This is a genomic window from Enterococcus avium ATCC 14025 (assembly GCF_000406965.1).
Lineage (GTDB): Bacteria > Bacillota > Bacilli > Lactobacillales > Enterococcaceae > Enterococcus_A > Enterococcus_A avium.
This window is the reverse complement of record NZ_KE136362.1, coordinates 226,236-248,924: the sequence shown is the minus strand read 5'-3', so window position 1 is coordinate 248,924 and position 22,689 is coordinate 226,236. Positions and strand designations below refer to the sequence as shown.

The following is a 22,689-nucleotide window of genomic DNA, read 5'->3' as shown; positions in this document are numbered from 1 at the left end:
GTGCCCGCCAAGATCAGCGGGCACGATCAGTCTAATCTTCCGGTGTTTCCGGAACCTTTACATCACCGGCAATGATTTGTTCTTTGGCATCTTTTACGGCCGCCTTTGCTTCATCACTCAAATAGCCGTCTGTCATCTCCACGCCGCCATCTTTCAACCCAAAGGATAAATGCTTTCCGCCCGGGAATTTATCCTCTAGCGCTCGAGTCGAGATATCCTGCACGACCACGCCAACCGATTTGACCGTTGAAGCTAAACAGAAATTACTTTCCTTCCCATCTTTTGATTTATAGCCGCCTTCTTCTTGTTGATCACGATCCACACCAAGCACCCAAACTTTGTCTGCTTCATTTTTATCCTGATTCAACGCTTTTGCTTCTGAGAACACCCCTGCACCGGTACCGCCGGCAGCTTGATAAATAATGTCTGCTCCATTTTGATAAATATTCGCTGCTAAGGCTTTCCCCTTGGCTGGATCGCCGAAGGAGGCCGCATATTTCACGTCAACGGAAATATCCTTATTTAATTTCTTCGCAGTATCCTTTACACCTTTGGTAAATCCAGCTTCATAACGATCAATGACTTTGCCCTCTTCTCCGCCAATAAATCCAACCTTATCGGTTTTGGTCGTATAAGCAGCTGAGACACCAGCGAGATAGCCGACTTCGTTATCTCTAAAGGTCGCCGAAACGACATTATCCTTTCCTTCGATCACCGTATCAATAATGACAAAATTCGTTTCGGGATTTTGTCCCGCCGCTGCTTCGATCGAATCCGCTAAAAGGTATCCGATCCCGAAAACCGTCTTGAAGCCATTCGATACAGCCGTGTCAATGTTAGAGGCGAACTGGGCGATCTCATTGGATTGAATATAGTCATACCCGCCGATCCCGCGTTTGAACTTCTGCTCTTTTCCCCACTTCTGCAATCCTTCCCAAGCAGATTGGTTGAAGGATTTATCATCTACCCCGCTGACATCCGTAACCATCACAACACTATGATCGCTATCCTCTTTGCCTGTTGCACTGCTCTTATTTCCACCACCGCACCCGCTGATCGTCATTAAAGCTGCCATTGCAACAACACCTAAAGAAAAAAGTTTTGTGTTTTTCATTTTGAAATCCTCCTATTTTTGTTAGCGCTTACTTTATTGCGCACTTTTATCGTTAAACTAGCTCTTCGATTCTTGGCATCGCACTTTGCGCTCCTAGCCCTTGAACCGTCTTACTGGCAGCAAGATTAGCAAATGTGATCGCCTTCTCCAATTCTTGATCCTTGGCATACGCCACTGCAAATGCCGCATTAAAAGTATCTCCAGCTCCAGTCGTATCAATCACGGGCACCTTATAGCTTGGGACCTCCATTAATTTTTCTCTATCATGATATCGAACACCTTTCGCACCATACGTCATAATGATCTGATTGGGATGCTCCCGCAAAACAGTCTGAGCATCCTGCTGAAACAATTGATTGATTTCAATCTCATTCGGTGTTAAAAATGTTACTTTAGCTAAATATTCAGGCGCGATTTCTGGAGTTGGCGCTGGGTTTAATATCAAATGCACGTCATTTTCCGCACAAAAATCAATTAGGTATCTGATCGTTTCGATTGGAATCTCACATTGCGTGATCACAATATCGGCAGCTAAAATTTGTGCCTGATACTTATCAATCAATGAACGATCAACACACGCGTTAGCCCCTTGCACGAGAATGATCGAATTATCATTTTCTGCAATCGTGATGTAGGCAACGCCCGTTGGTTCAGCGACCTTTTTGATGCATGACGTATCGAGCATATTCTCTTGAAAATTTTTTAAGACAATCTCACCATAAGCATCTTCGCCGACACACCCAATCATCGTCACATCTGCACCCAATCGTGCCGCAGCAACCGCTTGGTTAGCACCCTTTCCTCCTGGCAGCATTTTACTATCGGTGCCAAACATCGTCTCGCCAATCTTAGGAAAACGGTCTGCTTGAACAACTAAATCCAAATTGATGCTTCCAACAACAACGACTTTCATTTAAACTCACTCCTCGTTTGTATTCATTCACACATCTCGTTTTTAAATCGTTTACAAATTTTCAAAGAGAAACAACCGATCTCAATTTTTAAATAAGTTGCCTCTCTCTGGTTTCAACTATCTATTTTGCTTCTGCATAGACATCTGAATACATTCGGATACACTCTTCAACCAGATCCCAAAAATGCTCCGCATTGATCTTCTTACCTACTTTGACATTCGACGGCTGACCTAGCACATACAGCTCATCACAAACGGTCCGACCATAGCAAGGTCCACGATTGATATCGATTTCGACATACATTTCCTGTGTTTCAAATATCTCTGGAGAAATTAGATAACCCACACATGTAGCATCATGCAGAGGACCCGCAGCTAACCCAAAGCATTCAAATTGGCTTTTCAACGTGAAGCGCATAATGTCACCAAATAGCTTCCCTGCGACATTCCCAACGCCTTCCATACGTTCGATAATATCTTCTGTACAAATTGTTTGATGCGTTAGATCAAGCCCCATCATAACAATCGGTGCACCAGAACTAAAGACGACATGGGCTGCCTCTGGATCGGCAAAAATGTTAAATTCAGCAGATGGTGTGAAGTTCCCTGTTCCATAAGCGCCGCCCATCAAAACAATTTCTTTGATTTTTGGAATGATCAATGGCTCCATTCGCATCGCCACTGCAATATTGGTTAACGGACCAACCGGAACAAGTGTGATATCCCCGTCGCTCGCCAACAACGTATCAATGATATATTTAACCGCATGTGTTTCTTCTACTTGCCGATGTAATGGACCAAAAACTGGACCGTCCAAACCAGATTCCCCGTGAACGTTATCAGCTACTACTTGTTCCCGCACCATCGGTTTTGGCATCCCTGCATAGACTTTCGCATCAATGCCCAGCAATTGACAGACATTCAATCCATTCACCACTGTTTTGTCTAGCGTTTGATTTCCTGCTACAATAGTGATCCCTAACAAATCAATTTTCGGATGTGCCGCTGCCATCAACATCGTAATCGCATCATCATGTCCCGGATCGCAATCTAAAATAATTTTCCGTTTCTCCATTTTATAGCCCCCTAAAAAATTAATTTCCTTTATCTATTTGCATTATAGTAAGTTCCTGCTTATGATAAGTATGAGAATTCTCACATAAGGAGGTAGAAAAAATGAAGAAGTTGCAAAACGAAAAATTAAAACAGCAATTCATTCGATCATCTGACTACCTTGAGCAGTTTTCCTTCGATGTCAGTTTAGATACGCAATTATTTTTCTTTCCGGCCAACAGCTACATCGTCAAGGAAGATCACCAACCTACGCATTTATTCTACTTAGTGAAGGGCAAAGCCAAATTATACGACACCTTAGCCAATGGGAAAGTCGCTCTGATTGATTTCTTTTCCCCACCTTGTTTTATCGGTGAGATGGAGCTCGTTGATGAAAACCAAACTGCCTTTAGTGTCCAAGCAATCGAGGACTGTTGGTGCTTAGCCTTATCGAGACAAGACTGTCAGAAGCGATTACTAGAGGATGCGCTCTTTCTCCAAAAGCTCTGCATCTACTTTGCTCATAAAAATTATCGAAACATCAAAGCTTCAACTCAAAATCAGGGCTTTCCGCTTTCACAACGTTTAGCGGCCTTTATTCTTTTAACACAAAACGAAGGGACTTACCGTGAGAAACACACTCAAGTCGCCGAATATTTAGGTGTTTCTTATCGTCATCTCCTTTTCGTGATTGCACAGTTTGTGGAGGATGGCTACCTGAAAAAAATAAAAAAGGGATACCTTATTCTAGACGTTCATAAATTGACCCAACTCGCCGCTGAAGTAAAAGCCTAAAAAAGCATCCAACAATAATCACTTGTGACTGTTATTGGATGCTTTTTTGCTATTCATATTTTACTTCGGCTAAATACAAGCCTTCTGGATGAGCAGTTGGTCCAGCGGCATTACGATCCTTTGCTTCAATGATCGCTGGAATACTCTCCGCCGGGATACGTCCATTCCCAATTTTTAATAAGGTTCCAACTAATATCCGAATCATCTTATACAGAAAACCATTCCCTCTAAAAATAAAGGTCAATTCCGTCTCATCCTCATTCACAACCAAATCCGCTTGATAAATCGTCCGGACCTTATCCTCGATCGAACCACCTGTCGCACAAAAAGAGGTGAAATCATGCGTACCTAATAAATCTGGCAACGCCCGACGAATCAAATCTAAGTCTAATGGATAAGGGTAATAGGCCGCATAATAACGGCGAAAGGGACTTCGCGGCTTAGCTATTTGAACTTTGAAACGATACGTCTTCTCAACGACATGATACCGCGCATGAAAATCGTCCGCTACAATTTCTACTGAAGAAACCGCGATATCTTCAGGCGTCTGGGTATCTAATGCGAACCGCATCCGCTCTAACGGTCGTTCCTGCGGATAATCAAAATGAATCACTTGTCCGATTGCATGGACTCCAGCATCTGTTCGACCAGATCCAAAAATCGTCACTGGCTGTCCATTATTCATTTTTTGTAACGTCTTTTCGACTTCCTCCTGTACCGTTCGCCCATTCGGCTGTCGTTGAAACCCATTAAAATTTGTACCATCATAAGCAATCACTGCTTTATATCTGACCATGCTATTCTCCTATTTACTATTAATGAACCCGATTGTTAAGGTTAGAACTATGATCCATCTCCTCAACTAATTTCTGCCGAAGTCATTATAGCAGCTTTTTATTCGAAATCCAACGCACTTAAATCCTCTGATTGATAGTTGTTACTACCCGGGAGTGACTTTTTATACTTCCAACAAACAATCGCCTCTTGCAAAGAGCGACCTTGATTGTCAGCAAAAAAATCACGAATATAGGTATTGTATTCAAATTGTGCATCAATTTTTTGTGGTTTTTTCGCTACGATTTCAGGATAGATCGCAATCGCTTCGCGGTATGTTTTTCCAGTATTTGCCTTCAGCCATTTTTGAAAAGCAACCTTAAAAGTAAAAGAATTTCCAAGTTCTCTTTTAAAAAAAGCGCGATGAACTTCTGAAAAAATAATATTCTCTTCAATCAAACTTTCTAGCGTTAATTCCTCTGTACGAACCGACCGTTTTTCCTTCACTGGCCTTGCTAACTGTTCACCTGTTTGCAAAAAATATTCGATCCGTTCATTTAGTTCTGCTTTACTTCCTGATTTAGATAATCCATGTTCCTGACAGAAAGTTTGTAGTTCTGCTTTCAAATAATAATATTCTCGAAATATTTCTGGCTTCAATCCAATTTGCAGTTTTGGACGTTCTTCAGTCATTTTTTCTCCTCCAATTGCTTACTCCTTCATTCATCCTACCATAAAGAAAAGACCATCGAATTCATAAGTTAAAATTAACAAAGACTGTAAAAAAAGCCTGGATCACTCCAAGCTTAACTGCGTAAAAAGATTAAAATGACTGTTGCGAGAGCAAAAACAACGAGAACGATTGTATCTCGTGATGCCCACTTTAATTTACGATACTTACTTCGACCTTCACCGCCGCGATATCCACGAGCTTCCATCGCCGTCGCCAAATCCTCCGCACGATTGAAGCTGCTGACAAATAAAGGAATCAATAACGGTACTATTGCTTTGACTTTCTGAATCAAATTCCCATCACTGAAATCAACACCACGAGCACGCTGAGCATTCATGATCTTTTCCGTTTCATCCATTAATGTCGGTACAAACCGCAAAGCGATCGACAACATCAAGGCGATCTCATGTACTGGCAAATGAAATCTTTTTAAAGGATTTAACAATGATTCAATCGCATCAGACATTGATAGCGGCGGCGTTGTTAATGTTAGCAACGTCGACATAAAAATGATTAGAACAAATCGGCAAAAGATAAATAGCCCGTTTTGGATTCCATAAGAAGAAAGACTAAAGACGCCCCACGACCAATACAAGGTTCCGCCTCGCGTAAACAGCATCTGCAACGCGACTGTAAAAATAATTAACCAAATTAGTGGTCTAACACCCTTCAAAAAGAAGTTCAAATTAATTTTAGATAGGAATACTGCGAACATCGTAAAAGCTCCTAGAAATAGATAGCTTTGCCAATTATTCGCCAAAAAAATAATTCCGATAAAATAAAAACTTGCGACCAATTTTGCTCGTGGATCCAGACGGTGAATCAGAGAATCACCTGGAATATAACGACCAAAAATCAATTTATTCATCATGAGCAGGACCTCCTGCAAATTTTACGATCCAGTCTGCCAACTCATTTTCAGTTAAAGGTAACGCTTCAAAATTCACGCCGCGAGCCTGCATTTTTTCAGCAAAAGCAGTTGCTTGCGGTACACCTAATTGCTTTTCCTTTAACCAGGCAACATCTTCAAATACCGTTTGCGGATCACCATGTTTTGCCACATGTCCTTTTTCTAAAACATAAACATAATCAGCAAAATTCGCGACGTCATCCATTAAATGTGTAACTAGGACGATCGTTATGTTTTTTTCCTTATGAAGACGCCAAAACATTTCCATCATCTCTTTACGGCCTAGTGGATCTAAACCCGCTGTCGGCTCGTCTAAGACCAAAACCTCAGGCTCCATAGCCAGAACACCAGCAATAGCTACACGGCGCATTTGACCGCCAGAAAGCTCAAATGGTGAGCGTTCAAGATATTCTTCATCTAGTCCAACTAATTTTAAGTTTTCTTCTGCTAATGCCAATGCTTCTTCATCACTAACACCGAAATTTTTCGGTCCAAAAGCAATGTCCTTTGCTACGGTTTCTTCAAAAAGTTGAGCTTCTGGAAACTGAAAAACAATTCCCACCTTTTTTCGTACAGGTTTTAAATTCTTGTTATCTGTCGTTGGTGTAATCGTTCGTTCCCCAATCATAACTTGACCGTCAGTTGGCTTCAATAATGCATTCAAGTGTTGTAACAAAGTCGATTTCCCACTACCAGTATGCCCTACCAATGCTGTGTAAGAACCTTCTTTAATATTCAAATCAATATCATAAAGCGCCCGTTGTTCAAAGGGAGTATTCGGTTGATAAACGTAGCTTACTTTTTCAAAACGGATGTCCATAACCAGTCCATCATCCCTTCTTCATCCAAATAGTTCGCGGGTACATTTATACCGCGATCCTTTAATGCTGATTTTAACTTCTCAGGAAATGGTAAATCTAGGCCCAACGAAACTAATTCCGGTCCAGCAGAAAAAATTTCATCTGGGGATCCTTCTTGATACAGTTCCCCGTCTCTCATCACTAGGATGCGATTGGCACTAGCTGCTTCATCAATATCATGTGTGATAGAGATAACAGTCAAATCACTTTCTTCTTTAATCTTACGTATTGTTGCAATAACATCATCTCGACCTTCAGGATCTAACATGCTTGTTGCTTCATCCAAAATAATGATGTCAGGGCGCAAAGCTACTACTCCTGCGATTGCCACTCGTTGCTTCTGACCACCAGAAAGGCGGGCAGGCTCACGCGTTGCAAACTCTTGCATTTTTACTTTTTCCAATGCATCTTGAACACGTCGCTGCATTTCACTTCGTTCGATTCCCTGATTTTCCAATCCGAAAGCTACATCATCCTCGACCGTCGCTCCGACAAATTGATTGTCCGGATTTTGAAAAACCATCCCGACCATTCGACGAACATCCCAAACAGACTCCTCAGATAATGTCATTCCTCCGACAGTAACCGTTCCTTTTTGAGGCAAATGCAGACCGTTGATTGCTTTGGCTAATGTTGATTTTCCTGATCCATTGTGCCCAACAATCGCGACCCACTCGCCTTTTTTAATCGAGAAACTAATATCCTTTAAAGCAGGAGTTGCTTCTTCTTGATAGCTAAATTCAATTTGATTGATTTCAATAATTGGCTTCATGGTTACACCTTTCCACTTCATTGCAAATATGTACTAAGACTAGCAAAAAAGCTTCACTTTATCAATCCTTGATACTCAATAAAATGCTTTTGTATACCGATCTGTCTTGACAGTGTTTTTGGGTATAAAAAAACACTTTATGATGAGTGCCAGCTTCCCAGACATTCTGGGAAGCGGCGCTGAGCTAGACTCGGAGAAAATCTCCAACATCATAACACTCTAAAAGAATCATCTATAAAGTGAAGAGTGATTATTATACAAGTTCTAAAACAACCATAGGGGCGTTGTCGCCGCGACGAGGTTCAGTTTTCAAGATACGAGTGTATCCACCTTGACGTTCAGCGTAACGAGGAGCAATATCGTTAAATAATTTTTGCAATGCAGTTTCAGTAACGATTTCTTCGTTTTCTTCGCGAACATCAGCGACTTCATTACGTACAAAGCTTGCAGCTTGGCGACGTGCATGAAGATCCCCGCGTTTTCCTAAAGTAATCATCTTTTCAGCAGTTGAACGAACTTCTTTCGCACGAGCTTCAGTCGTAACGATGCGTTCGTTGATAATTAAGTCAGTTGTTAAGTCACGCAACATTGCCTTACGTTGGCTAGATGTGCGTCCTAATTTACGATAACTCACGTAGGTTTCCCTCCTTTGTCAACAATATTAATCGTCTTTACGTAGTCCTAAACCAAGATCATGTAACTTAGCCTTCACTTCTTCAAGTGATTTACGTCCTAAATTACGTACTTTGATCATTTCAGGTTCAGATTTATTCGTTAATTCTTGAACCGTATTAATTCCGGCACGTTTCAAGCAATTGTACGAACGTACAGACAGGTCTAGTTCTTCGATGGTCATTTCCAACATTTTTTCTTTTTGTGTTTCTTCTTTTTCTACCATGATTTCAGCATTTTTCGCTTCATCAGTAAGATTTACAAAAATATCTAAATGTTCAGTTAAAATTTTCGCTGCAAGACTCAATGCTTCTTGAGCAATGATCGATCCGTCAGTCCAAATTTCCATCGTTAATTTATCGAAGTCATCACGACGACCAACACGTGTATTTTCAACTTGGTAGTTGACTTTACGTACCGGTGTATAGATAGAATCGACTGGAAGGACACCAATTGGCATATCTTCCTTTTTATTTTCGTCTGCTTGAACATAGCCTCGACCAGGTTTTACTGTTAGGCGAGCATGGAATGTCGCACCTTCAGCAACAGTACAAATGTACATATCTTTATTCAAGATTTCAACGTCGCTGTCAACGATAATATCGCCGGCAGTTACCGTAGCTGGTCCAGTAATATCGATCTCAAGGGTTTTTTCTTCTTCCGCAAATAATTTCAACGCTAAACCTTTGATATTCAAGATGATTTGTACAACGTCTTCTCTTACACCTTTGATGGTTGAAAATTCGTGTAACACCCCATCGATTTGAATATTGGTAATGGCAGCGCCTGGTAAAGAAGAAAGTAGAATACGACGTAGAGAATTACCTAAAGTAGTTCCATAACCTCTTTCCAAAGGTTCAACAACGAACTTGCCATAATCTCTGTCTTCATCAATTTTTGTGATTCTTGGTTTTTCGAATTCAATCATTCTTGTCTTTTACCCCTTTCAAAACGAAAAGTGTCTTGTTCAATGACGTTCCTGTAAAACTCATAGAGTTGGGCACTCATTAAACACGACGGCGTTTTGGAGGGCGGCATCCATTATGAGGTACTGGAGTCACGTCACGAATTGCAGTTACTTCTAAACCAGTTGCTTGCAATGAACGAATCGCTGCTTCACGACCAGAACCAGGTCCTTTAACAGTGACTTCAACACTTTTCAATCCATGTTCCATTGCAGCTTTTGTTGCAGTTTCAGCAGCCATTTGAGCAGCGAAAGGAGTTGATTTCTTACTACCTTTGAAACCTAATGAACCTGCAGATGACCATGCTACAGCGTTACCGCTAGCATCAGTGATCATGACGATTGTATTATTGAAAGTCGAATGAATATGAGCAATACCTGTTTCGATATTCTTCTTCACACGACGTTTACGATTGACTTTCTTTGCTACCATGAAGATTTATACCTCCTTCACTAATTATTTTTTCTTGCCGGCAATAGCGCGAGCTGGGCCTTTACGAGTACGAGCGTTGTTCTTAGTGTTTTGTCCACGTGTAGGCAAGCCACGACGATGACGAATTCCACGGTATGAACCGATTTCCATCAAACGTTTGATGTTTAAGTTAGTTTCACGACGAAGATCGCCTTCAACTTTTAATTTATCAACTTCAGCACGGATAGCGTCTGTTTGTTCATTCGTTAAGTCACGTACACGAACATCTTCAGAAACGCCTGCGTTGGCTAAAATTTGTTTCGCTGTAGTATTTCCAATACCGTAAATATAAGTAAGTGAAATTACCACGCGTTTATCACGAGGAATATCTACTCCTGCAATACGAGCCATACTTAATTACACCTCCAATTATCCTTGACGTTGTTTATGTTTTGGGTTTGCTGGGCAAATCACCATAACGCGTCCATTACGACGAATTACTTTACAATGTTCACACATTGGTTTTACTGATGGTCTTACTTTCATGATTATACCTCCTGAAGTTTTACGGAGTACAACTTACTTAAAGCGATAGGTAATGCGACCACGGCTCAAATCATATGGAGAAAGTTCTACTGTAACCTTATCTCCAGGTAAGATTCGAATATAATACATCCGGATTTTACCAGATACGTGTGCAAGAACTTCGTGTCCGTTTTCCAATTCGACTTTAAACATTGCATTCGGCAAAGTTTCGACGACTGTTCCTTCGATTTCAATCATATCTTCTTTTGCCACGCAGAGTACCTCCTTGTAGTTGTTTCGCATTTTCACACGATAAAATGGCGGAAACTGCAGTTCCCACCGTAATTCTAAAGTTAAACTTCTAAAAAAAGCTAGAAGTCGGACTGACAAATTCTATCATAAAACATCGAACTTGGCAAGATAAACTGCATCTCAAGTCGGCAGGCAAAATTATTTTTCGATAATCTTTTCTACATCCGCAAATACGGCATCAATTTCACGATCTCCATCAACTGGATATAACAGACCTTCTTCATTATAGTAAGCTAAAATTGGTTCGCTGTTTTTAACATTTACAGACAAACGATTTTTAACTGTTTCTGGCTTATCATCTTCACGTTGATAAAATTCATGACCACCACAGCGATCACAAGTACCTTCTACTTTTGTAGGATTGAAGATTTTATGATAAGTCGCACCACAGTTGCGGCACATGAAGCGTCCTGCCAAACGTTCAACTAACACTTCTTCTGCTACTTGAATTTCAATCACAGCATCAATCTTTTTATTCAAGTCCGTTAACATTTCAGCTAATGCTTTGGCTTGATCTAAAGTACGAGGGAATCCGTCTAACAAGAACCCTTTATCAGTGTCCTTTTGCGCTAAACGCTCCTTCACGATACCGTTAGTAACTTCATCTGGGACCAAATCCCCTGCATCCATATATGATTTTGCTTTCAATCCGAGTGTTGTCTCGTTTTTGATTGCTTCTCGGAACATATCCCCCGTGCTGATATGCGGAATATTGTACGTTGCAACAATTCTTTCTGCTTGTGTTCCTTTTCCTGCGCCTGGCAGTCCCATTAAGATCAGGTTCATTGATTTCCCTCCTAAATATTTGAAGCGAGAACGGCGTTGAGGATGACCCTCAACACACGAATCTACTCTTCATCCATGAATCCGACATACCGTCGTTTCAACATGAGTCCTTCTAATTGTTTTGCAGTTTCTAACGCCACACCAACGACGATCAAAAGACTTGTTCCACCTAAACCAATTGATTGAGGTAAATTCCAAATCATTTGTGCGATAATTGGAATCAAGGCAATCAAACCTAAGAAAATAGCTCCGACTACGCTTAAACGCATTAAAATTGCAGAAACATATTCTTCTGTTCCTTTACCTGGTCTCACACGAGGAATGTAACTTCCTTGTTTTTGTAAGTTCTCTGCTAATTTTTCAGGATTAACCTGAACAAACGCATAGAAAAAGGTGAAGGCAACAATCAGAACAGTATAAATCGCAGCACCCGGAACGGTATCATAACTGAATAGCTTCGTTAACATATCGTACCAGCCTTCCGCGCTATACTTGCTAGCTAATGCCTGCAACACCGCATTTGGAGTCGCAATAAATGAGCTGGCGAAGATAACCGGAATAACTCCGGCAGCATTTACTTTTAGCGGTAAATAACTGCTTGTTGGTGCCCCAACGACTTGTTTTGTATATTGAATCGGAATTTTTCTTTCCGCTTGTTGAAAGTACGTTACAAAAACGACAATCAACACGATAGCGATAAGTAAAATCACAACAAAAATAACAGATTTCCAAAGATCACTAGAATCGATGTTCACGAAATAATCATCATAGATATCTTTGATGCTTTGTGGCAATCGTGAAATGATCCCCGCAAAGATAATCATTGATACACCGTTACCGATTCCCTTTTCAGTGATCTGTTCCCCCAACCATGTAACAAACATTGTACCAGCAGTAAGGATTACGCCGATTGTAACAAACGTCTGAACATTACGGTTTGGAACAAAACCAAATTGCGCAAAATAGTCAAATCCAGCTGTGATACTTACAGACTGGATGAAAGCCAAGACTAAAGTTAAATAGCGAGTTGCTTGATTTAGCTTTTTACGTCCCACTTCCCCTTGTTTTGACCATTCAACAAATTTAGGAATGATATCCATCTGCAACAACTGAATAACGATTGAAGCAGTAATATATGGAGAAACCCCCATCGAGAAGATAGAGAAGTTTTGCATAGCTGAGCCACTAACCATATTCAACATTCTGAAAAATGGCATCTCACTCAGGCCTTGCAGTCCATGCGCATCAACTCCCGGCACAGTGATTTGTGCACCAAGCCGGAATACTAACAGCATTAAGACAGTAAACAAGATCCGTGATCGGATGTTCTGAACTTTGAATGAATCCTTTAAAAGTTTGAACATTAAATCACCTCGATTGAACCACCAGCAGCTTCAATTGTTTCTTGAGCATGTTTAGAGAATTTTGCTGCTTTAACGGTTAGTTTTTTATCTAATGATCCGTTTCCTAAAACTTTGATTCCAGCTTTTTCGTTTTTCACGATTCCAGCTTCAACTAGAGCAACAGGTGTTACTTCAGTTCCATCTTCAAAACGATTTAAGACATCTAGATTGATTACAGCGTATTCTTTACGATTCACGTTAGTAAATCCGCGTTTTGGTAAACGACGGAATAAAGGAGTTTGTCCACCTTCAAAACCTAAACGTACACCACCGCCTGAACGAGCCTTTTGACCTTTTTGACCACGTCCAGATGTTTTTCCGTTACCTGATGAAGTACCACGTCCAACGCGGTTGCGAACTTTACGTGAACCTTCGGCAGGTTGTAATTCATGAAGTTTCATTATATTGGCACCTCCTTAGATTTTAATCATCATTGTCTTATTAAACTTCTTCTACGTCCACTAAATGAGACACTGTATTAACCATACCTTTGATTGCATCATTGGCTGGTTTAACAACTGTGCTGTTCATTTTTTTAAGACCCAACGCTTTAACAGTGTCACGTTGGTTTTGAGGACGTCCGATAATACTGCGTTTTAAAGTAATTTTTAATTCAGCCATTTCATTCGTCCTCCTTAATTAGCTAAGTTTTCAACAGAGATACCGCGTAATTGCGCTACTTCTTCTGCTTTTTTCAATTGAGTCAAGCCTTCAACAGTTGCACGAACAACGTTGATCGGTGTATTTGAACCTAAAGATTTAGAAGTTACATCGGCAACCCCAGCTAATTCCAAGACGGCACGAACTGGTCCACCAGCGGCAACTCCAGAACCTTCAACGGCTGGTTTCATTAAGATACGTCCGCCGCCGAATACACCAATAACTTCGTGAGGAAGTGTAGTTCCTACCATTGGTACTTCGACTAGGTTTTTCTTAGCGTCTTCGATTGCTTTACGAATTGCTTCAGGTACTTCTTGAGCTTTACCAGTACCAAAGCCTACGTGACCGTTTTTGTCACCAACAACTACTAGTGCTGCGAAACGTAGACGACGTCCACCTTTAACAACTTTAGTAACACGGTTGATCGCTACAACGCGGTCTTCTAATTCCAAATGTTTTGGATCGATATAAACCATGAATGGTGTTCCTCCTTCTCCTAAAATTCTAGTCCATTTTCGCGTGCTGCTTCAGCTAAAGCTGCTACACGGCCATGGTAAAGGTATCCACCACGGTCAAAGACTACTTTCTTAATACCTTTTTCTGAAGCACGTTCTGCTACTAATTTCCCAACAGCTTGTGCTTGTTCAGTTTTTGTTCCACCTGAAATTTCTTTATCCAAGGCAGAGGCACTTGCTAGCGTCACACCCGCTACGTCATCAATGATTTGCGCGTAGATGTTTTTGTTAGAACGAAAAACGTTCAAGCGTGGGCACTCAGCAGTACCAGAGATTTTTCCGCGAACGCGCATGTGGCGTTTTTGGCGTGTTTTATTCTTATCTGGTTTTGTAATCACAATTGTCACCTCTTTAATTAAGCTGGCCTAAGCCGCGTGTAGGGTCAACCTACTATTTACCAGTTTTACCTTCTTTACGACGTACGTATTCGCCAACATAACGAACACCTTTGCCTTTATAAGGTTCTGGCGGACGAGTTCCGCGGATTTTCGCAGCTAATTCGCCTACTACTTCTTTGTTAGATCCTTTAACAACAATTTGAGTGTTTGAAGGAACTTCGATCGTAACACCTTCTGGAGCTACCATTTCAACTGGATGTGAGTAACCAACGTTCAATACAAGTTTTGATCCTTGTAATTGTGCACGGTACCCAACCCCGATTAATTCTAATGCTTTTTGGAACCCTTCTGAAACACCAACAACCATGTTATTGAAGTTTGCACGAGTTGTTCCGTGGATTGTTTTCATTTCTTTGCTGTCATCTGGACGAGTGAATGTTACTTCGCTTCCTTCGATGTTCATTTTGATATCAGAAGAAAAAGTACGAGTTAATTCACCTTTAGGTCCTTTAACAGTTACTTCGTTTCCTTTTTGAGTTACTTCAACTCCTGCAGGTAAAACGACAACTTTATTACCAATACGGCTCACTTAAAGACACCTCCTCATGGATTGTTTGATCTTACCAAACGTAAGCTAGCACTTCGCCGCCGACGTTTTTACCTCTAGCTTCTTTGTCAGTTACTAAACCTTCAGAAGTAGAGATGATTGCGATACCTAAACCGTTTAATACTTTTGGTACTTCGTCAGCTTTGACATAAGCACGCAAGCCTGGTTTAGAAATACGTTTTAAGTTCGTGATAACACGTTCGTCATTTTTACCGTATTTAAGGAAAACACGGATCATGCCTTGTTTGTCATCTTCGATATATTCAACATCACGTACGAAACCTTCACGTTTAAGGATTTCGGCGATGTCACGTTTGATTTTTGAAGCAGGTACTTCTACTGTGTCGTGTTTTACCATGTTGGCATTACGAATACGAGTTAGAAAATCTGCAATTGGATCTGTCATGACCATTGAACTGTTTACCTCCTTTATGCGAGTTTATTTTACCAGCTAGCTTTCTTCACGCCGGGAATTTGACCTTTGTAGGCAAGTTCGCGGAAGCAAATACGGCAAAGATGAAATTTACGATAAACTGAATGTGGACGTCCGCAACGTTCGCAGCGAGTATATTCTTGCGTTGAATGTTTAGCTGGGCGTTTATTTTTAGCAATCATTGATTTTTTAGCCAATTTTTTCGCCTCCTTGATTATTTTTGGAATGGCATTCCAAGTTGTGTTAATAATTCGCGAGATTCTTCGTCTGTTTTAGCAGTAGTTACTACAACGATATCCATACCACGGACTTTATCAACTAAATCATAATCTACTTCAGGGAAGATCAATTGTTCTTTGACACCTAAAGTAAAGTTACCACGGCCATCAAAGGATTTTTTGCTTACTCCGTGGAAGTCACGTACACGTGGAAGTGATACAGACACTAATTTATCTAAGAATTCATACATTCTTTCTCCACGTAGTGTTACTTTCGCACCGATAGGCATTCCTTCACGTAAACGGAAACCAGCGATTGATTTTTTAGCTTTAGTGATGATTGGTTTTTGACCAGAAATCAATGCTAATTCTTCAACAGCTTTGTCTAAGTTTTTTGCGTTTGATACCGCGTCACCAACACCCATGTTGATGACAATTTTCTCAACTTTAGGAACTTCCATAACTGAATCATAGTTAAATTTTTCCATCAAAGATGGTGTAATTTCACTTACAAATTTTTCTTTTAGGCGGTTCATCTATAAGATCCTCCTTCCTTGTTTAATTATTTATCTAGAGCTTCGCCGGTTTTCTTAGAAACGCGGACTTTCTTTCCGTCAACCACTTTGTAGCCAACGCGTGTCGCTTCTCCATTTGAAGGGTCGATCACCATTACATTAGAAGCATGAATTGGTGCTTCTACCTCAACGATTCCGCCTTGAGGGGCTTCTTGAGAGGCTTTCTTATGTTTTTTTACGATATTGACGCCTTCAACAACGACTTTGTCTTTTTTAGGAAGGGCTTCTAATACTACGCCTTCTTTATTTCTGTCTTTACCAGAGATAACTTTTACTTTATCGCCTTTTTTAACGAACATTACTGTTGCGCACCTCCTTTGGTTGAATCTTTCGATTATAATACTTCCGGTGCCAATGAAACGATCTTCATGAAGTTGCCTTCGCGTAGTTCACGAGCGACAGGTCCGAAGATACGTGTTCCTCTTGGGCTCTTGTCATCACGAATGATAACAGCTGCATTTTCATCAAATTTGATATAAGAACCGTCAGTACGACGAGCGCCTGATTTAGTCCGAACGATAACGGCTTTAACAACGTCACCTTTTTTGACAACACCACCTGGCGTTGCTTGTTTAACCGTAGCAACAATCACATCACCGATATTTGCAGTTTTGCGACCAGATCCGCCAAGAACTTTAATAGTTAAAATTTCACGAGCGCCTGAGTTGTCCGCGATTTTTAAACGGCTTTCTGCTTGGATCACTTGTGTATCCTCCTTTCAGATTTAAGAAACATCTATATAGGAAAATCTCGTGTGATTAGATAATCACTGCTTTTTCAACGATTTCAACCAGACGGAAACGTTTGGTAGCTGATAATGGACGAGTTTCCATAATTTTCACGATATCGCCAATTTTTGCTTCATTGTTTTCATCGTGAGCTTTGTATTTTTTAGAATATTTCATACGTTTACCGTAGATTGGATGGTTCTTTTTGGTTTCAACGACAACAGTGATCGTTTTGTCCATTTTGTCTGATACCACACGTCCTTGATAAACCTTACGTTGATTTCTTTCTTCAGTCATACTGGAAATGGCCTCCTTCCACTATTTGTCAGCTTGTTCACGCAACACAGTTTTGATGCGTGCAATCGATTTACGTACTTCTTTAATACGTGCAGTGTTTTCTAATTGACCTGTTGCTAATTGGAATCTAAGATTGAACAATTCTTCTTTTAATTGTTTTTCTTGATCTAGCATTTCGGCAGTGGTTAATTCTCTGATTTCTTTAACCTTCATTCGATTCACCACCCATTTCCTCACGTTTTACGATCTTAGTCTTCATTGGTAATTTGTGAGAAGCAAGACGTAATGCTTCACGAGCAACTTCTTCAGGAACGCCGGCGATTTCAAACATGATCTTGCCGCGTTTAACTGGTGAAACCCAGCCTTCAGGAGCACCTTTACCAGATCCCATACGTACACCAATTGCTTTGGCAGTATAAGATTTGTGAGGGAAAATTTTAATCCATACTTTCCCACCACGTTTCATGTAACGAGTCATTGCAATACGGGCAGCTTCGATTTGGCGGTTAGTGATCCAATGTGAATCAACAGCTTGTAAGCCGTATTCTCCAAATGCGATTTCTTTACCACCTTTAGCTTCCCCACGCATTTTACCGCGGAATTCACGACGGTGTTTTACACGTTTAGGTACTAACATGATTATTTCCCTCCTTTCTCAGTGTTTTTCTTTGTAGGAAGAATTTCTCCACGATAAATCCACACTTTAACTCCTAGTTTTCCGTATGTTGTATCTGCTTCTTCCCATGCGTAGTCGATATCGGCACGCAATGTATGAAGAGGAACTGTTCCTTCAGAGTATCCTTCTGAACGAGCGATATCCGCACCATTCAAACGACCAGATACTTGAGTTTTAATTCCTTTAGCGCCTGAACGCATAGTGCGTTGGATCGCTTGTTTTTGTGCACGACGGAAAGCAACACGGTTTTCTAATTGACGTGCGATTCCTTCTCCGACTAATTTTGCATCTAAATCTGGTTTTTTGATTTCAACGATGTTGATGTGAACTCGTTTACCAGTTAATTTATTTAATTCTTTTCTTAGGCTCTCAACTTCAGATCCGCCTTTACCGATAACCATACCAGGTTTAGCTGTGTGGATTGAAATGTTTACGCGGTTTGCAGCGCGTTCGATTTCAACAGTTGACACAGCGGCATCAGCAAGTTTCGTTGCGATGAACTTACGGATTCTCAAATCTTCGTGTAAAAATTCAGCATACTCTTTTTCGGCATACCATTTAGCATCCCACTCACGGATGATGCCTACACGCATTCCAATAGGATTTACTTTTTGACCCACTGATTATCCCTCCTTATTTTTCTGATACCACAACGGTAATATGACTTGTACGTTTATTGATTGGTGAAGCTGAACCTTTTGCACGTGGACGGAAACGTTTCATTGTTGGTCCCTCGTTAACAAATGCTTCAGAAACTACCAAATTTTCAACATCTAAGTCAAAGTTGTTTTCTGCGTTAGCAACTGCTGACATCATTACTTTTTCAATGATTCCTGCAGATTTGTTTGGTGTGAATTTCAAGATTGAAATTGCTTCTGCTACGCTTTTTCCTCTAATAAGATCGATTACTAAACGTGCTTTACGAGGAGAAGTGCGAACTGTTTTCGCAGTTGCCTTAGCTGATGTAATTTGTTCTGCCATGTTAATATCCTCCCCTCAAAATTAACGTCTTGTTTTCTTATCGTCGGCGGCATGTCCACGATAAGTTCTTGATGGTGCAAATTCACCTAATTTATGTCCTACCATGTCTTCTTGGATGTAAACTGGCACATGTTTGCGTCCGTCATAAACAGCAATAGTAAATCCTACAAAATTAGGAAAAATTGTTGAGCGACGAGACCAAGTTTTAATAACTTTTTTCTTTTCAACACCTTGTTGTGCTTCGATCTTCTTCATCAAATGATCATCAGCGAAAGGTCCTTTTTTCAAACTACGACCCATGGTGTACCTCCTCTCAAAATATGCGACACATAGTCAATGATTTTATTTAGTCTTACGACGACGTACAATAAGCTTGTCTGAAGCAGCTTTCTTGTTACGAGTTTTGTAACCCAATGCAGGTTGTCCCCATGGAGATACTGGAGCCTTACGTCCGACTGGAGCTTTACCTTCACCACCACCGTGTGGGTGATCGTTAGGGTTCATTACGCTACCACGTACAGTTGGGCGTTTACGCATCCAACGAGAACGTCCAGCTTTACCGATGTTAATCAATTCATGTTGTTCGTTACCCACAGAACCGATAGTAGCACGGCAAGTAGCTAAGATCATACGAACTTCGCCAGAGTTTAAACGTACTAATACGTATTTTCCTTCTTTACCAAGTACTTGAGCACTTGTACCAGCTGAACGGATCAATTGTCCGCCTTTACCAGGTTTCATTTCAATATTGTGGATTACAGTACCGACTGGAATATTTTCTAGTGGTAATGCATTCCCGATTTTAATATCTGCATCTGCTCCAGATACGATTGTCATGCCAACTTCTAAGCCTTTAGGGGCTAAGATGTATGCTTTCACTCCGTCTGAATAATGAACTAATGCAATGTTTGCTGAGCGGTTTGGATCGTATTCGATCGTTTGAACTGTAGCAACCACGTTATCTTTGTTACGTTTAAAGTCGATAACACGATATTGACGTTTATGTCCGCCACCTTGATGACGTACAGTGATGCGACCGTTGTTGTTACGACCGGCGTTGTTTTTCAATGGTTGTAATAACGTCTTTTCAGGCGTTGAAGTAGTGATTTCAGCGAAATCAGAACTTGTCATATTACGACGACCATTTGAGGTAGGTTTGTACTTTTTAATCGCCACGTCTAGTTTCCCTCCTATTTACTAGTGATTTTTTAACGCTTATTCAGCGTCAAAAATTTGGATTTCTTTTGAACCTTCAGTTAAAGTCACAACAGCTTTGCGACGTTTTTTAGTGAAGCCTTGGTATTTACCCATACGTTTTGCTTTTGGTTTAGCATTCATAATGTTTACATTTTTAACTTTCACGTCGAAAGCAGCTTCAACTGCTTGTTTGACTAAAGTTTTGTTTGCGCGAGTGTCAACTTCAAAAGTGTATTTCTTTTCATCCATGTCTAACATAGATTTTTCAGTGATCACTGGGCGTTTAATTACGTCTAGTAAGTTCATTATGCAAGCACCTCCTCAATTTGAGTAAGAGCAGTTTGCGTTGCTAAGATTTTGTCATTAGCGACTACATCTAATACAGTAACGTTGTCTGAAGTAGTAACAGTTACGTTTGATAAGTTACGAGCAGCTAAGCCTGCAACTTCGTTTTCTGTTTCCAATACAACCAATACTTTAGAATCAATAGACAAGCTAGTTAAAACTTGTTTAAATTCTTTTGTTTTAGGTGCGTCAAAGCTTAAAGCATCAACAGCAACCAAGTTATTTTCAGCAACTTTTTCTGATAAAACAGATTTAATTGCTAAGCGACGAACTTTTTTAGGAAGTTTGTAGCTGTATGAACGTGGTGTAGGTCCGAAAACAACGCCACCCCCACGCCATTGTGGTGAACGGATAGAACCTTGACGAGCACGTCCAGTTCCTTTTTGACGCCATGGCTTGCGACCACCGCCACGAACTGCGCTACGATTTTTCACAGCGTGTGTTCCTTGTCTCAATGAAGCGCGTTGCATAACGATTGCATCGTAAACAACACTTTCATTTGGTTCAATTCCGAAGATTTCTTCATTTAAAGTGATGTCACCATTTTGAGTTCCATCTTGTTTGAATAATGCTACAGTTGGCATTCCTTAGTTCCTCCTTTCCTCTAACTAATTATTTAGCTTTCACAGCTGATTTGATAGTAATTAAAGATTTTTTAGCTCCAGGAACATTTCCTTTTACTAAGATAACATTGCGGTCAGCGTCAACACGTACAATTTCAAGATTTTGAATCGTTACGCGGTTACCACCCATACGACCAGCAAGTTTTTTATTTTTAAATACGCGGTTTGGTGCAACAGGACCCATAGATCCAGGACGACGATGGTAACGAGAACCGTGTGCCATTGGGCCGCGGCTTTGTCCGTGACGTTTGATAACGCCTTGGAATCCTTTACCCTTAGTCGTTCCGGTAACATCAATGATGTCTCCAGCTTGGAAAGTATCAACTTTCACTTCTTTACCTACTTCATAGTCTCCTAGCTCAACATCTTTGAATTCTCGAATGAAGCGCTTAGGAGCCGTGTTTGCTTTTGCAACATGACCTTTCGCAGGTTTGTTAGACAAAACTTCACGCATATCTTGGTAACCTAATTGAACAGCTTCGTAGCCATCGTTTTCCATTGTTTTTACTTGTAAAACAATGTTTGGAGTAGCTTCGATAACAGTAACTGGAATAAGTTCACCAGATTCAGTGAAGATTTGAGTCATTCCCACTTTTTTCCCTAAGATTCCTTTGGTCATGATTACACCTCCATCTTCTTAATTATAGTTTGATTTCAATATTCACACCTGATGGTAAGTCAAGCTTCATTAAAGCATCAACTGTCTTCGGTGTTGGGTTCACAATGTCAATTAGACGTTTGTGAGTACGCATTTCGAATTGTTCGCGTGAATCTTTGTATTTGTGAGTCGCACGGATTACAGTGTAAAGACTGCGTTCAGTTGGTAATGGAATCGGACCAGATACGCTAGCTCCAGTTCTCTTTGCAGTTTCCACGATTTTATCCGCTGATTGATCTAAAATACCATGTTCATACGCTTTTAAACGGATACGAATTTTTTGTTTTGCCATCTTGTTCCCTCCTTCGCCTATTTTAAAAGTAGACATAGCTCCACGAAAATCTCCGTCACGCTCGTTCGTGGCAAAGCGTCCGGGCGTGTCGCAACCTCTCGTTTCAAAGCCGACGGATTCTTTTCAGAACCCCCCAGTGATATTTGCACTCCTGCAAACAGCACCTTTATGATTATATTACATGGGACCTATGATTGCAAGGATTTTCTAAAGTTTTTAGGATTTTCTGTTGTGTTTTCAGAAAGTTTAATCTTTTAAACAGAATAAAAGTTTTCTTCTATATAAGAACAGCAACGTATCCCTCTCGCTACCAATGAATAATTCTAAGAAAACCTCAGGAGAAAACCGCTCCTGAGGACTTTTTGTTTAGATAAATCATTTTATTGTCGATCACTGATTCTAAATTCGTATCCAAGTACGTTCTTATAGTATTCTGGATACATCTCTCCACCACATTTTTCGCAATCAAATTGCGGAGCGTTCTCAGGATCAAATGCAACATCTCCTGCATCCAAAAATTGAACTACTTCCTTTGGAATTTTTTCCTT

The 22,689-nt window shown here is 40.6% G+C and carries 38 protein-coding genes; 1 reads left to right on the top strand and 37 read right to left on the bottom strand.

Going from position 1 to position 22,689, the window contains the following annotated elements:
* Positions 1–31: 31 nt before the first annotated feature.
* From OMU_RS08365 to rihB, 3 genes are all read right to left on the bottom strand, one after another.
* Positions 32–1,114: a BMP family lipoprotein gene (locus OMU_RS08365; RefSeq protein WP_016179493.1), complete on the bottom strand. Its 1,083-nt coding sequence runs from the start codon at positions 1,112–1,114 to the stop codon at positions 32–34.
* Positions 1,115–1,166: 52 nt separating this feature from the next.
* Positions 1,167–2,027, bottom strand: a complete 861-nt coding sequence (gene rbsK, locus OMU_RS08360; protein WP_016179492.1) for a ribokinase — start codon at positions 2,025–2,027, stop codon at positions 1,167–1,169.
* Between the two features lie 121 nt (positions 2,028–2,148).
* Positions 2,149–3,102 (bottom strand): ribosylpyrimidine nucleosidase, encoded by a 954-nt coding sequence (gene rihB / locus OMU_RS08355; protein ID WP_016179491.1) that lies wholly within the window; start codon positions 3,100–3,102, stop codon positions 2,149–2,151.
* A gap of 101 nt (positions 3,103–3,203) precedes the next feature.
* Between rihB and yeiL the strand changes: the two genes are divergently transcribed.
* The gene (gene yeiL / locus OMU_RS08350) at positions 3,204–3,875 is read left to right on the top strand and encodes a transcriptional regulator YeiL (RefSeq protein WP_016179490.1); all 672 of its coding nucleotides are present in this window, start codon (positions 3,204–3,206) and stop codon (positions 3,873–3,875) included.
* Positions 3,876–3,924: 49 nt separating this feature from the next.
* On the opposite strand, the gene truA is transcribed toward yeiL, so the two are convergent.
* The 34 genes from truA to rpsJ form a co-directional block, all read right to left on the bottom strand.
* Positions 3,925–4,671 carry a tRNA pseudouridine(38-40) synthase TruA gene (gene truA / locus OMU_RS08345; protein ID WP_016179489.1) on the bottom strand — a complete coding sequence of 249 codons (747 nt, stop codon included), beginning with the start codon at positions 4,669–4,671 and terminating at the stop codon, positions 3,925–3,927.
* A gap of 98 nt (positions 4,672–4,769) precedes the next feature.
* Entirely contained in the window at positions 4,770–5,342 is a 573-nt protein-coding gene (locus tag OMU_RS08340) for a DUF6434 domain-containing protein (RefSeq protein ID WP_016179488.1), read from the bottom strand.
* 113 nt (positions 5,343–5,455) lie between these two features.
* The gene (locus tag OMU_RS08335; RefSeq protein WP_016179487.1) at positions 5,456–6,253 is read right to left on the bottom strand and encodes an energy-coupling factor transporter transmembrane component T family protein; all 798 of its coding nucleotides are present in this window, start codon (positions 6,251–6,253) and stop codon (positions 5,456–5,458) included.
* Positions 6,243–7,112 carry an energy-coupling factor ABC transporter ATP-binding protein gene (locus OMU_RS08330; protein ID WP_016179486.1) on the bottom strand — a complete coding sequence of 290 codons (870 nt, stop codon included), beginning with the start codon at positions 7,110–7,112 and terminating at the stop codon, positions 6,243–6,245. Before OMU_RS08330 ends, OMU_RS08335 begins: the two co-directional genes overlap by 11 nt.
* Positions 7,088–7,924, bottom strand: coding sequence for an energy-coupling factor ABC transporter ATP-binding protein (locus OMU_RS08325; RefSeq protein WP_016179485.1), 837 nt, complete (start codon positions 7,922–7,924; stop codon positions 7,088–7,090). The genes OMU_RS08330 and OMU_RS08325 overlap by 25 nt, the downstream gene beginning before the upstream one ends.
* 253 nt (positions 7,925–8,177) lie before the next feature.
* Positions 8,178–8,558 carry a 50S ribosomal protein L17 gene (gene rplQ / locus OMU_RS08320; RefSeq protein WP_016179484.1) on the bottom strand — a complete coding sequence of 127 codons (381 nt, stop codon included), beginning with the start codon at positions 8,556–8,558 and terminating at the stop codon, positions 8,178–8,180.
* Positions 8,559–8,585: 27 nt separating this feature from the next.
* The gene (locus OMU_RS08315) at positions 8,586–9,524 is read right to left on the bottom strand and encodes a DNA-directed RNA polymerase subunit alpha (protein ID WP_010747196.1); all 939 of its coding nucleotides are present in this window, start codon (positions 9,522–9,524) and stop codon (positions 8,586–8,588) included.
* Positions 9,525–9,603: 79 nt separating this feature from the next.
* A complete protein-coding gene (gene rpsK / locus OMU_RS08310; RefSeq protein WP_016179483.1) occupies positions 9,604–9,993 on the bottom strand; it encodes a 30S ribosomal protein S11 in 390 nt (129 codons plus the stop codon).
* 24 nt (positions 9,994–10,017) lie between these two features.
* Complete coding sequence (gene rpsM / locus OMU_RS08305) at positions 10,018–10,383, bottom strand: 30S ribosomal protein S13 (RefSeq protein ID WP_016179482.1); 366 nt, start codon at positions 10,381–10,383, stop codon at positions 10,018–10,020.
* Positions 10,384–10,401: 18 nt separating this feature from the next.
* On the bottom strand, positions 10,402–10,518 hold the full coding sequence (gene rpmJ / locus OMU_RS08300) for a 50S ribosomal protein L36 (RefSeq protein ID WP_010742772.1): 117 nt from the start codon (positions 10,516–10,518) through the stop codon (positions 10,402–10,404).
* A 33-nt stretch (positions 10,519–10,551) separates the two neighbouring features.
* Positions 10,552–10,770, bottom strand: coding sequence for a translation initiation factor IF-1 (infA, locus tag OMU_RS08295; RefSeq protein ID WP_010742771.1), 219 nt, complete (start codon positions 10,768–10,770; stop codon positions 10,552–10,554).
* A 177-nt stretch (positions 10,771–10,947) separates the two neighbouring features.
* Complete coding sequence (locus tag OMU_RS08290; protein WP_016179481.1) at positions 10,948–11,595, bottom strand: adenylate kinase; 648 nt, start codon at positions 11,593–11,595, stop codon at positions 10,948–10,950.
* A 62-nt stretch (positions 11,596–11,657) separates the two neighbouring features.
* Positions 11,658–12,959, bottom strand: coding sequence for a preprotein translocase subunit SecY (gene secY, locus OMU_RS08285; protein WP_016179480.1), 1,302 nt, complete (start codon positions 12,957–12,959; stop codon positions 11,658–11,660).
* The gene (gene rplO, locus OMU_RS08280; RefSeq protein WP_010742768.1) at positions 12,959–13,399 is read right to left on the bottom strand and encodes a 50S ribosomal protein L15; all 441 of its coding nucleotides are present in this window, start codon (positions 13,397–13,399) and stop codon (positions 12,959–12,961) included. The genes secY and rplO overlap by 1 nt, the downstream gene beginning before the upstream one ends.
* 40 nt (positions 13,400–13,439) lie before the next feature.
* The gene (rpmD, locus tag OMU_RS08275) at positions 13,440–13,619 is read right to left on the bottom strand and encodes a 50S ribosomal protein L30 (RefSeq protein ID WP_010747202.1); all 180 of its coding nucleotides are present in this window, start codon (positions 13,617–13,619) and stop codon (positions 13,440–13,442) included.
* Between the two features lie 14 nt (positions 13,620–13,633).
* Positions 13,634–14,134 (bottom strand): 30S ribosomal protein S5, encoded by a 501-nt coding sequence (rpsE, locus tag OMU_RS08270; RefSeq protein WP_010747203.1) that lies wholly within the window; start codon positions 14,132–14,134, stop codon positions 13,634–13,636.
* A 20-nt stretch (positions 14,135–14,154) separates the two neighbouring features.
* Positions 14,155–14,511 (bottom strand): 50S ribosomal protein L18, encoded by a 357-nt coding sequence (gene rplR / locus OMU_RS08265; protein WP_016179479.1) that lies wholly within the window; start codon positions 14,509–14,511, stop codon positions 14,155–14,157.
* 52 nt (positions 14,512–14,563) lie between these two features.
* Entirely contained in the window at positions 14,564–15,100 is a 537-nt protein-coding gene (gene rplF / locus OMU_RS08260) for a 50S ribosomal protein L6 (RefSeq protein ID WP_016179478.1), read from the bottom strand.
* 31 nt (positions 15,101–15,131) lie between these two features.
* Positions 15,132–15,530, bottom strand: a complete 399-nt coding sequence (gene rpsH / locus OMU_RS08255) for a 30S ribosomal protein S8 (RefSeq protein WP_016179477.1) — start codon at positions 15,528–15,530, stop codon at positions 15,132–15,134.
* Positions 15,531–15,562: 32 nt separating this feature from the next.
* Positions 15,563–15,748 carry a type Z 30S ribosomal protein S14 gene (locus OMU_RS08250; protein ID WP_028020384.1) on the bottom strand — a complete coding sequence of 62 codons (186 nt, stop codon included), beginning with the start codon at positions 15,746–15,748 and terminating at the stop codon, positions 15,563–15,565.
* Positions 15,749–15,765: 17 nt separating this feature from the next.
* The gene (gene rplE / locus OMU_RS08245) at positions 15,766–16,305 is read right to left on the bottom strand and encodes a 50S ribosomal protein L5 (RefSeq protein WP_010742762.1); all 540 of its coding nucleotides are present in this window, start codon (positions 16,303–16,305) and stop codon (positions 15,766–15,768) included.
* Between the two features lie 26 nt (positions 16,306–16,331).
* Positions 16,332–16,643 (bottom strand): 50S ribosomal protein L24, encoded by a 312-nt coding sequence (gene rplX / locus OMU_RS08240; protein ID WP_016179476.1) that lies wholly within the window; start codon positions 16,641–16,643, stop codon positions 16,332–16,334.
* A 35-nt stretch (positions 16,644–16,678) separates the two neighbouring features.
* Positions 16,679–17,047 carry a 50S ribosomal protein L14 gene (rplN, locus tag OMU_RS08235; RefSeq protein ID WP_010742760.1) on the bottom strand — a complete coding sequence of 123 codons (369 nt, stop codon included), beginning with the start codon at positions 17,045–17,047 and terminating at the stop codon, positions 16,679–16,681.
* Positions 17,048–17,102: 55 nt separating this feature from the next.
* Positions 17,103–17,369, bottom strand: a complete 267-nt coding sequence (gene rpsQ, locus OMU_RS08230; protein ID WP_010742759.1) for a 30S ribosomal protein S17 — start codon at positions 17,367–17,369, stop codon at positions 17,103–17,105.
* Positions 17,370–17,390: 21 nt separating this feature from the next.
* Positions 17,391–17,582: a 50S ribosomal protein L29 gene (gene rpmC / locus OMU_RS08225; protein WP_010747210.1), complete on the bottom strand. Its 192-nt coding sequence runs from the start codon at positions 17,580–17,582 to the stop codon at positions 17,391–17,393.
* Positions 17,572–18,006, bottom strand: a complete 435-nt coding sequence (gene rplP / locus OMU_RS08220) for a 50S ribosomal protein L16 (RefSeq protein ID WP_010747211.1) — start codon at positions 18,004–18,006, stop codon at positions 17,572–17,574. The genes rpmC and rplP overlap by 11 nt, the downstream gene beginning before the upstream one ends.
* 2 nt (positions 18,007–18,008) lie before the next feature.
* Positions 18,009–18,665, bottom strand: coding sequence for a 30S ribosomal protein S3 (gene rpsC / locus OMU_RS08215; RefSeq protein ID WP_010747212.1), 657 nt, complete (start codon positions 18,663–18,665; stop codon positions 18,009–18,011).
* A gap of 13 nt (positions 18,666–18,678) precedes the next feature.
* Positions 18,679–19,026 (bottom strand): 50S ribosomal protein L22, encoded by a 348-nt coding sequence (rplV, locus tag OMU_RS08210; RefSeq protein WP_010742755.1) that lies wholly within the window; start codon positions 19,024–19,026, stop codon positions 18,679–18,681.
* A gap of 21 nt (positions 19,027–19,047) precedes the next feature.
* Positions 19,048–19,326: a 30S ribosomal protein S19 gene (gene rpsS, locus OMU_RS08205; RefSeq protein ID WP_016179475.1), complete on the bottom strand. Its 279-nt coding sequence runs from the start codon at positions 19,324–19,326 to the stop codon at positions 19,048–19,050.
* Positions 19,327–19,368: 42 nt separating this feature from the next.
* The gene (rplB, locus tag OMU_RS08200) at positions 19,369–20,202 is read right to left on the bottom strand and encodes a 50S ribosomal protein L2 (RefSeq protein ID WP_016179474.1); all 834 of its coding nucleotides are present in this window, start codon (positions 20,200–20,202) and stop codon (positions 19,369–19,371) included.
* Between the two features lie 39 nt (positions 20,203–20,241).
* On the bottom strand, positions 20,242–20,529 hold the full coding sequence (rplW, locus tag OMU_RS08195) for a 50S ribosomal protein L23 (protein WP_016179473.1): 288 nt from the start codon (positions 20,527–20,529) through the stop codon (positions 20,242–20,244).
* The gene (rplD, locus tag OMU_RS08190) at positions 20,529–21,152 is read right to left on the bottom strand and encodes a 50S ribosomal protein L4 (RefSeq protein ID WP_010782061.1); all 624 of its coding nucleotides are present in this window, start codon (positions 21,150–21,152) and stop codon (positions 20,529–20,531) included. The genes rplW and rplD overlap by 1 nt, the downstream gene beginning before the upstream one ends.
* Before the next feature lie 28 nt (positions 21,153–21,180).
* The gene (gene rplC, locus OMU_RS08185; protein ID WP_016179472.1) at positions 21,181–21,810 is read right to left on the bottom strand and encodes a 50S ribosomal protein L3; all 630 of its coding nucleotides are present in this window, start codon (positions 21,808–21,810) and stop codon (positions 21,181–21,183) included.
* Positions 21,811–21,832: 22 nt separating this feature from the next.
* A complete protein-coding gene (gene rpsJ, locus OMU_RS08180) occupies positions 21,833–22,141 on the bottom strand; it encodes a 30S ribosomal protein S10 (RefSeq protein WP_010756438.1) in 309 nt (102 codons plus the stop codon).
* Between the last annotated feature and the right edge of the window lie 548 nt (positions 22,142–22,689).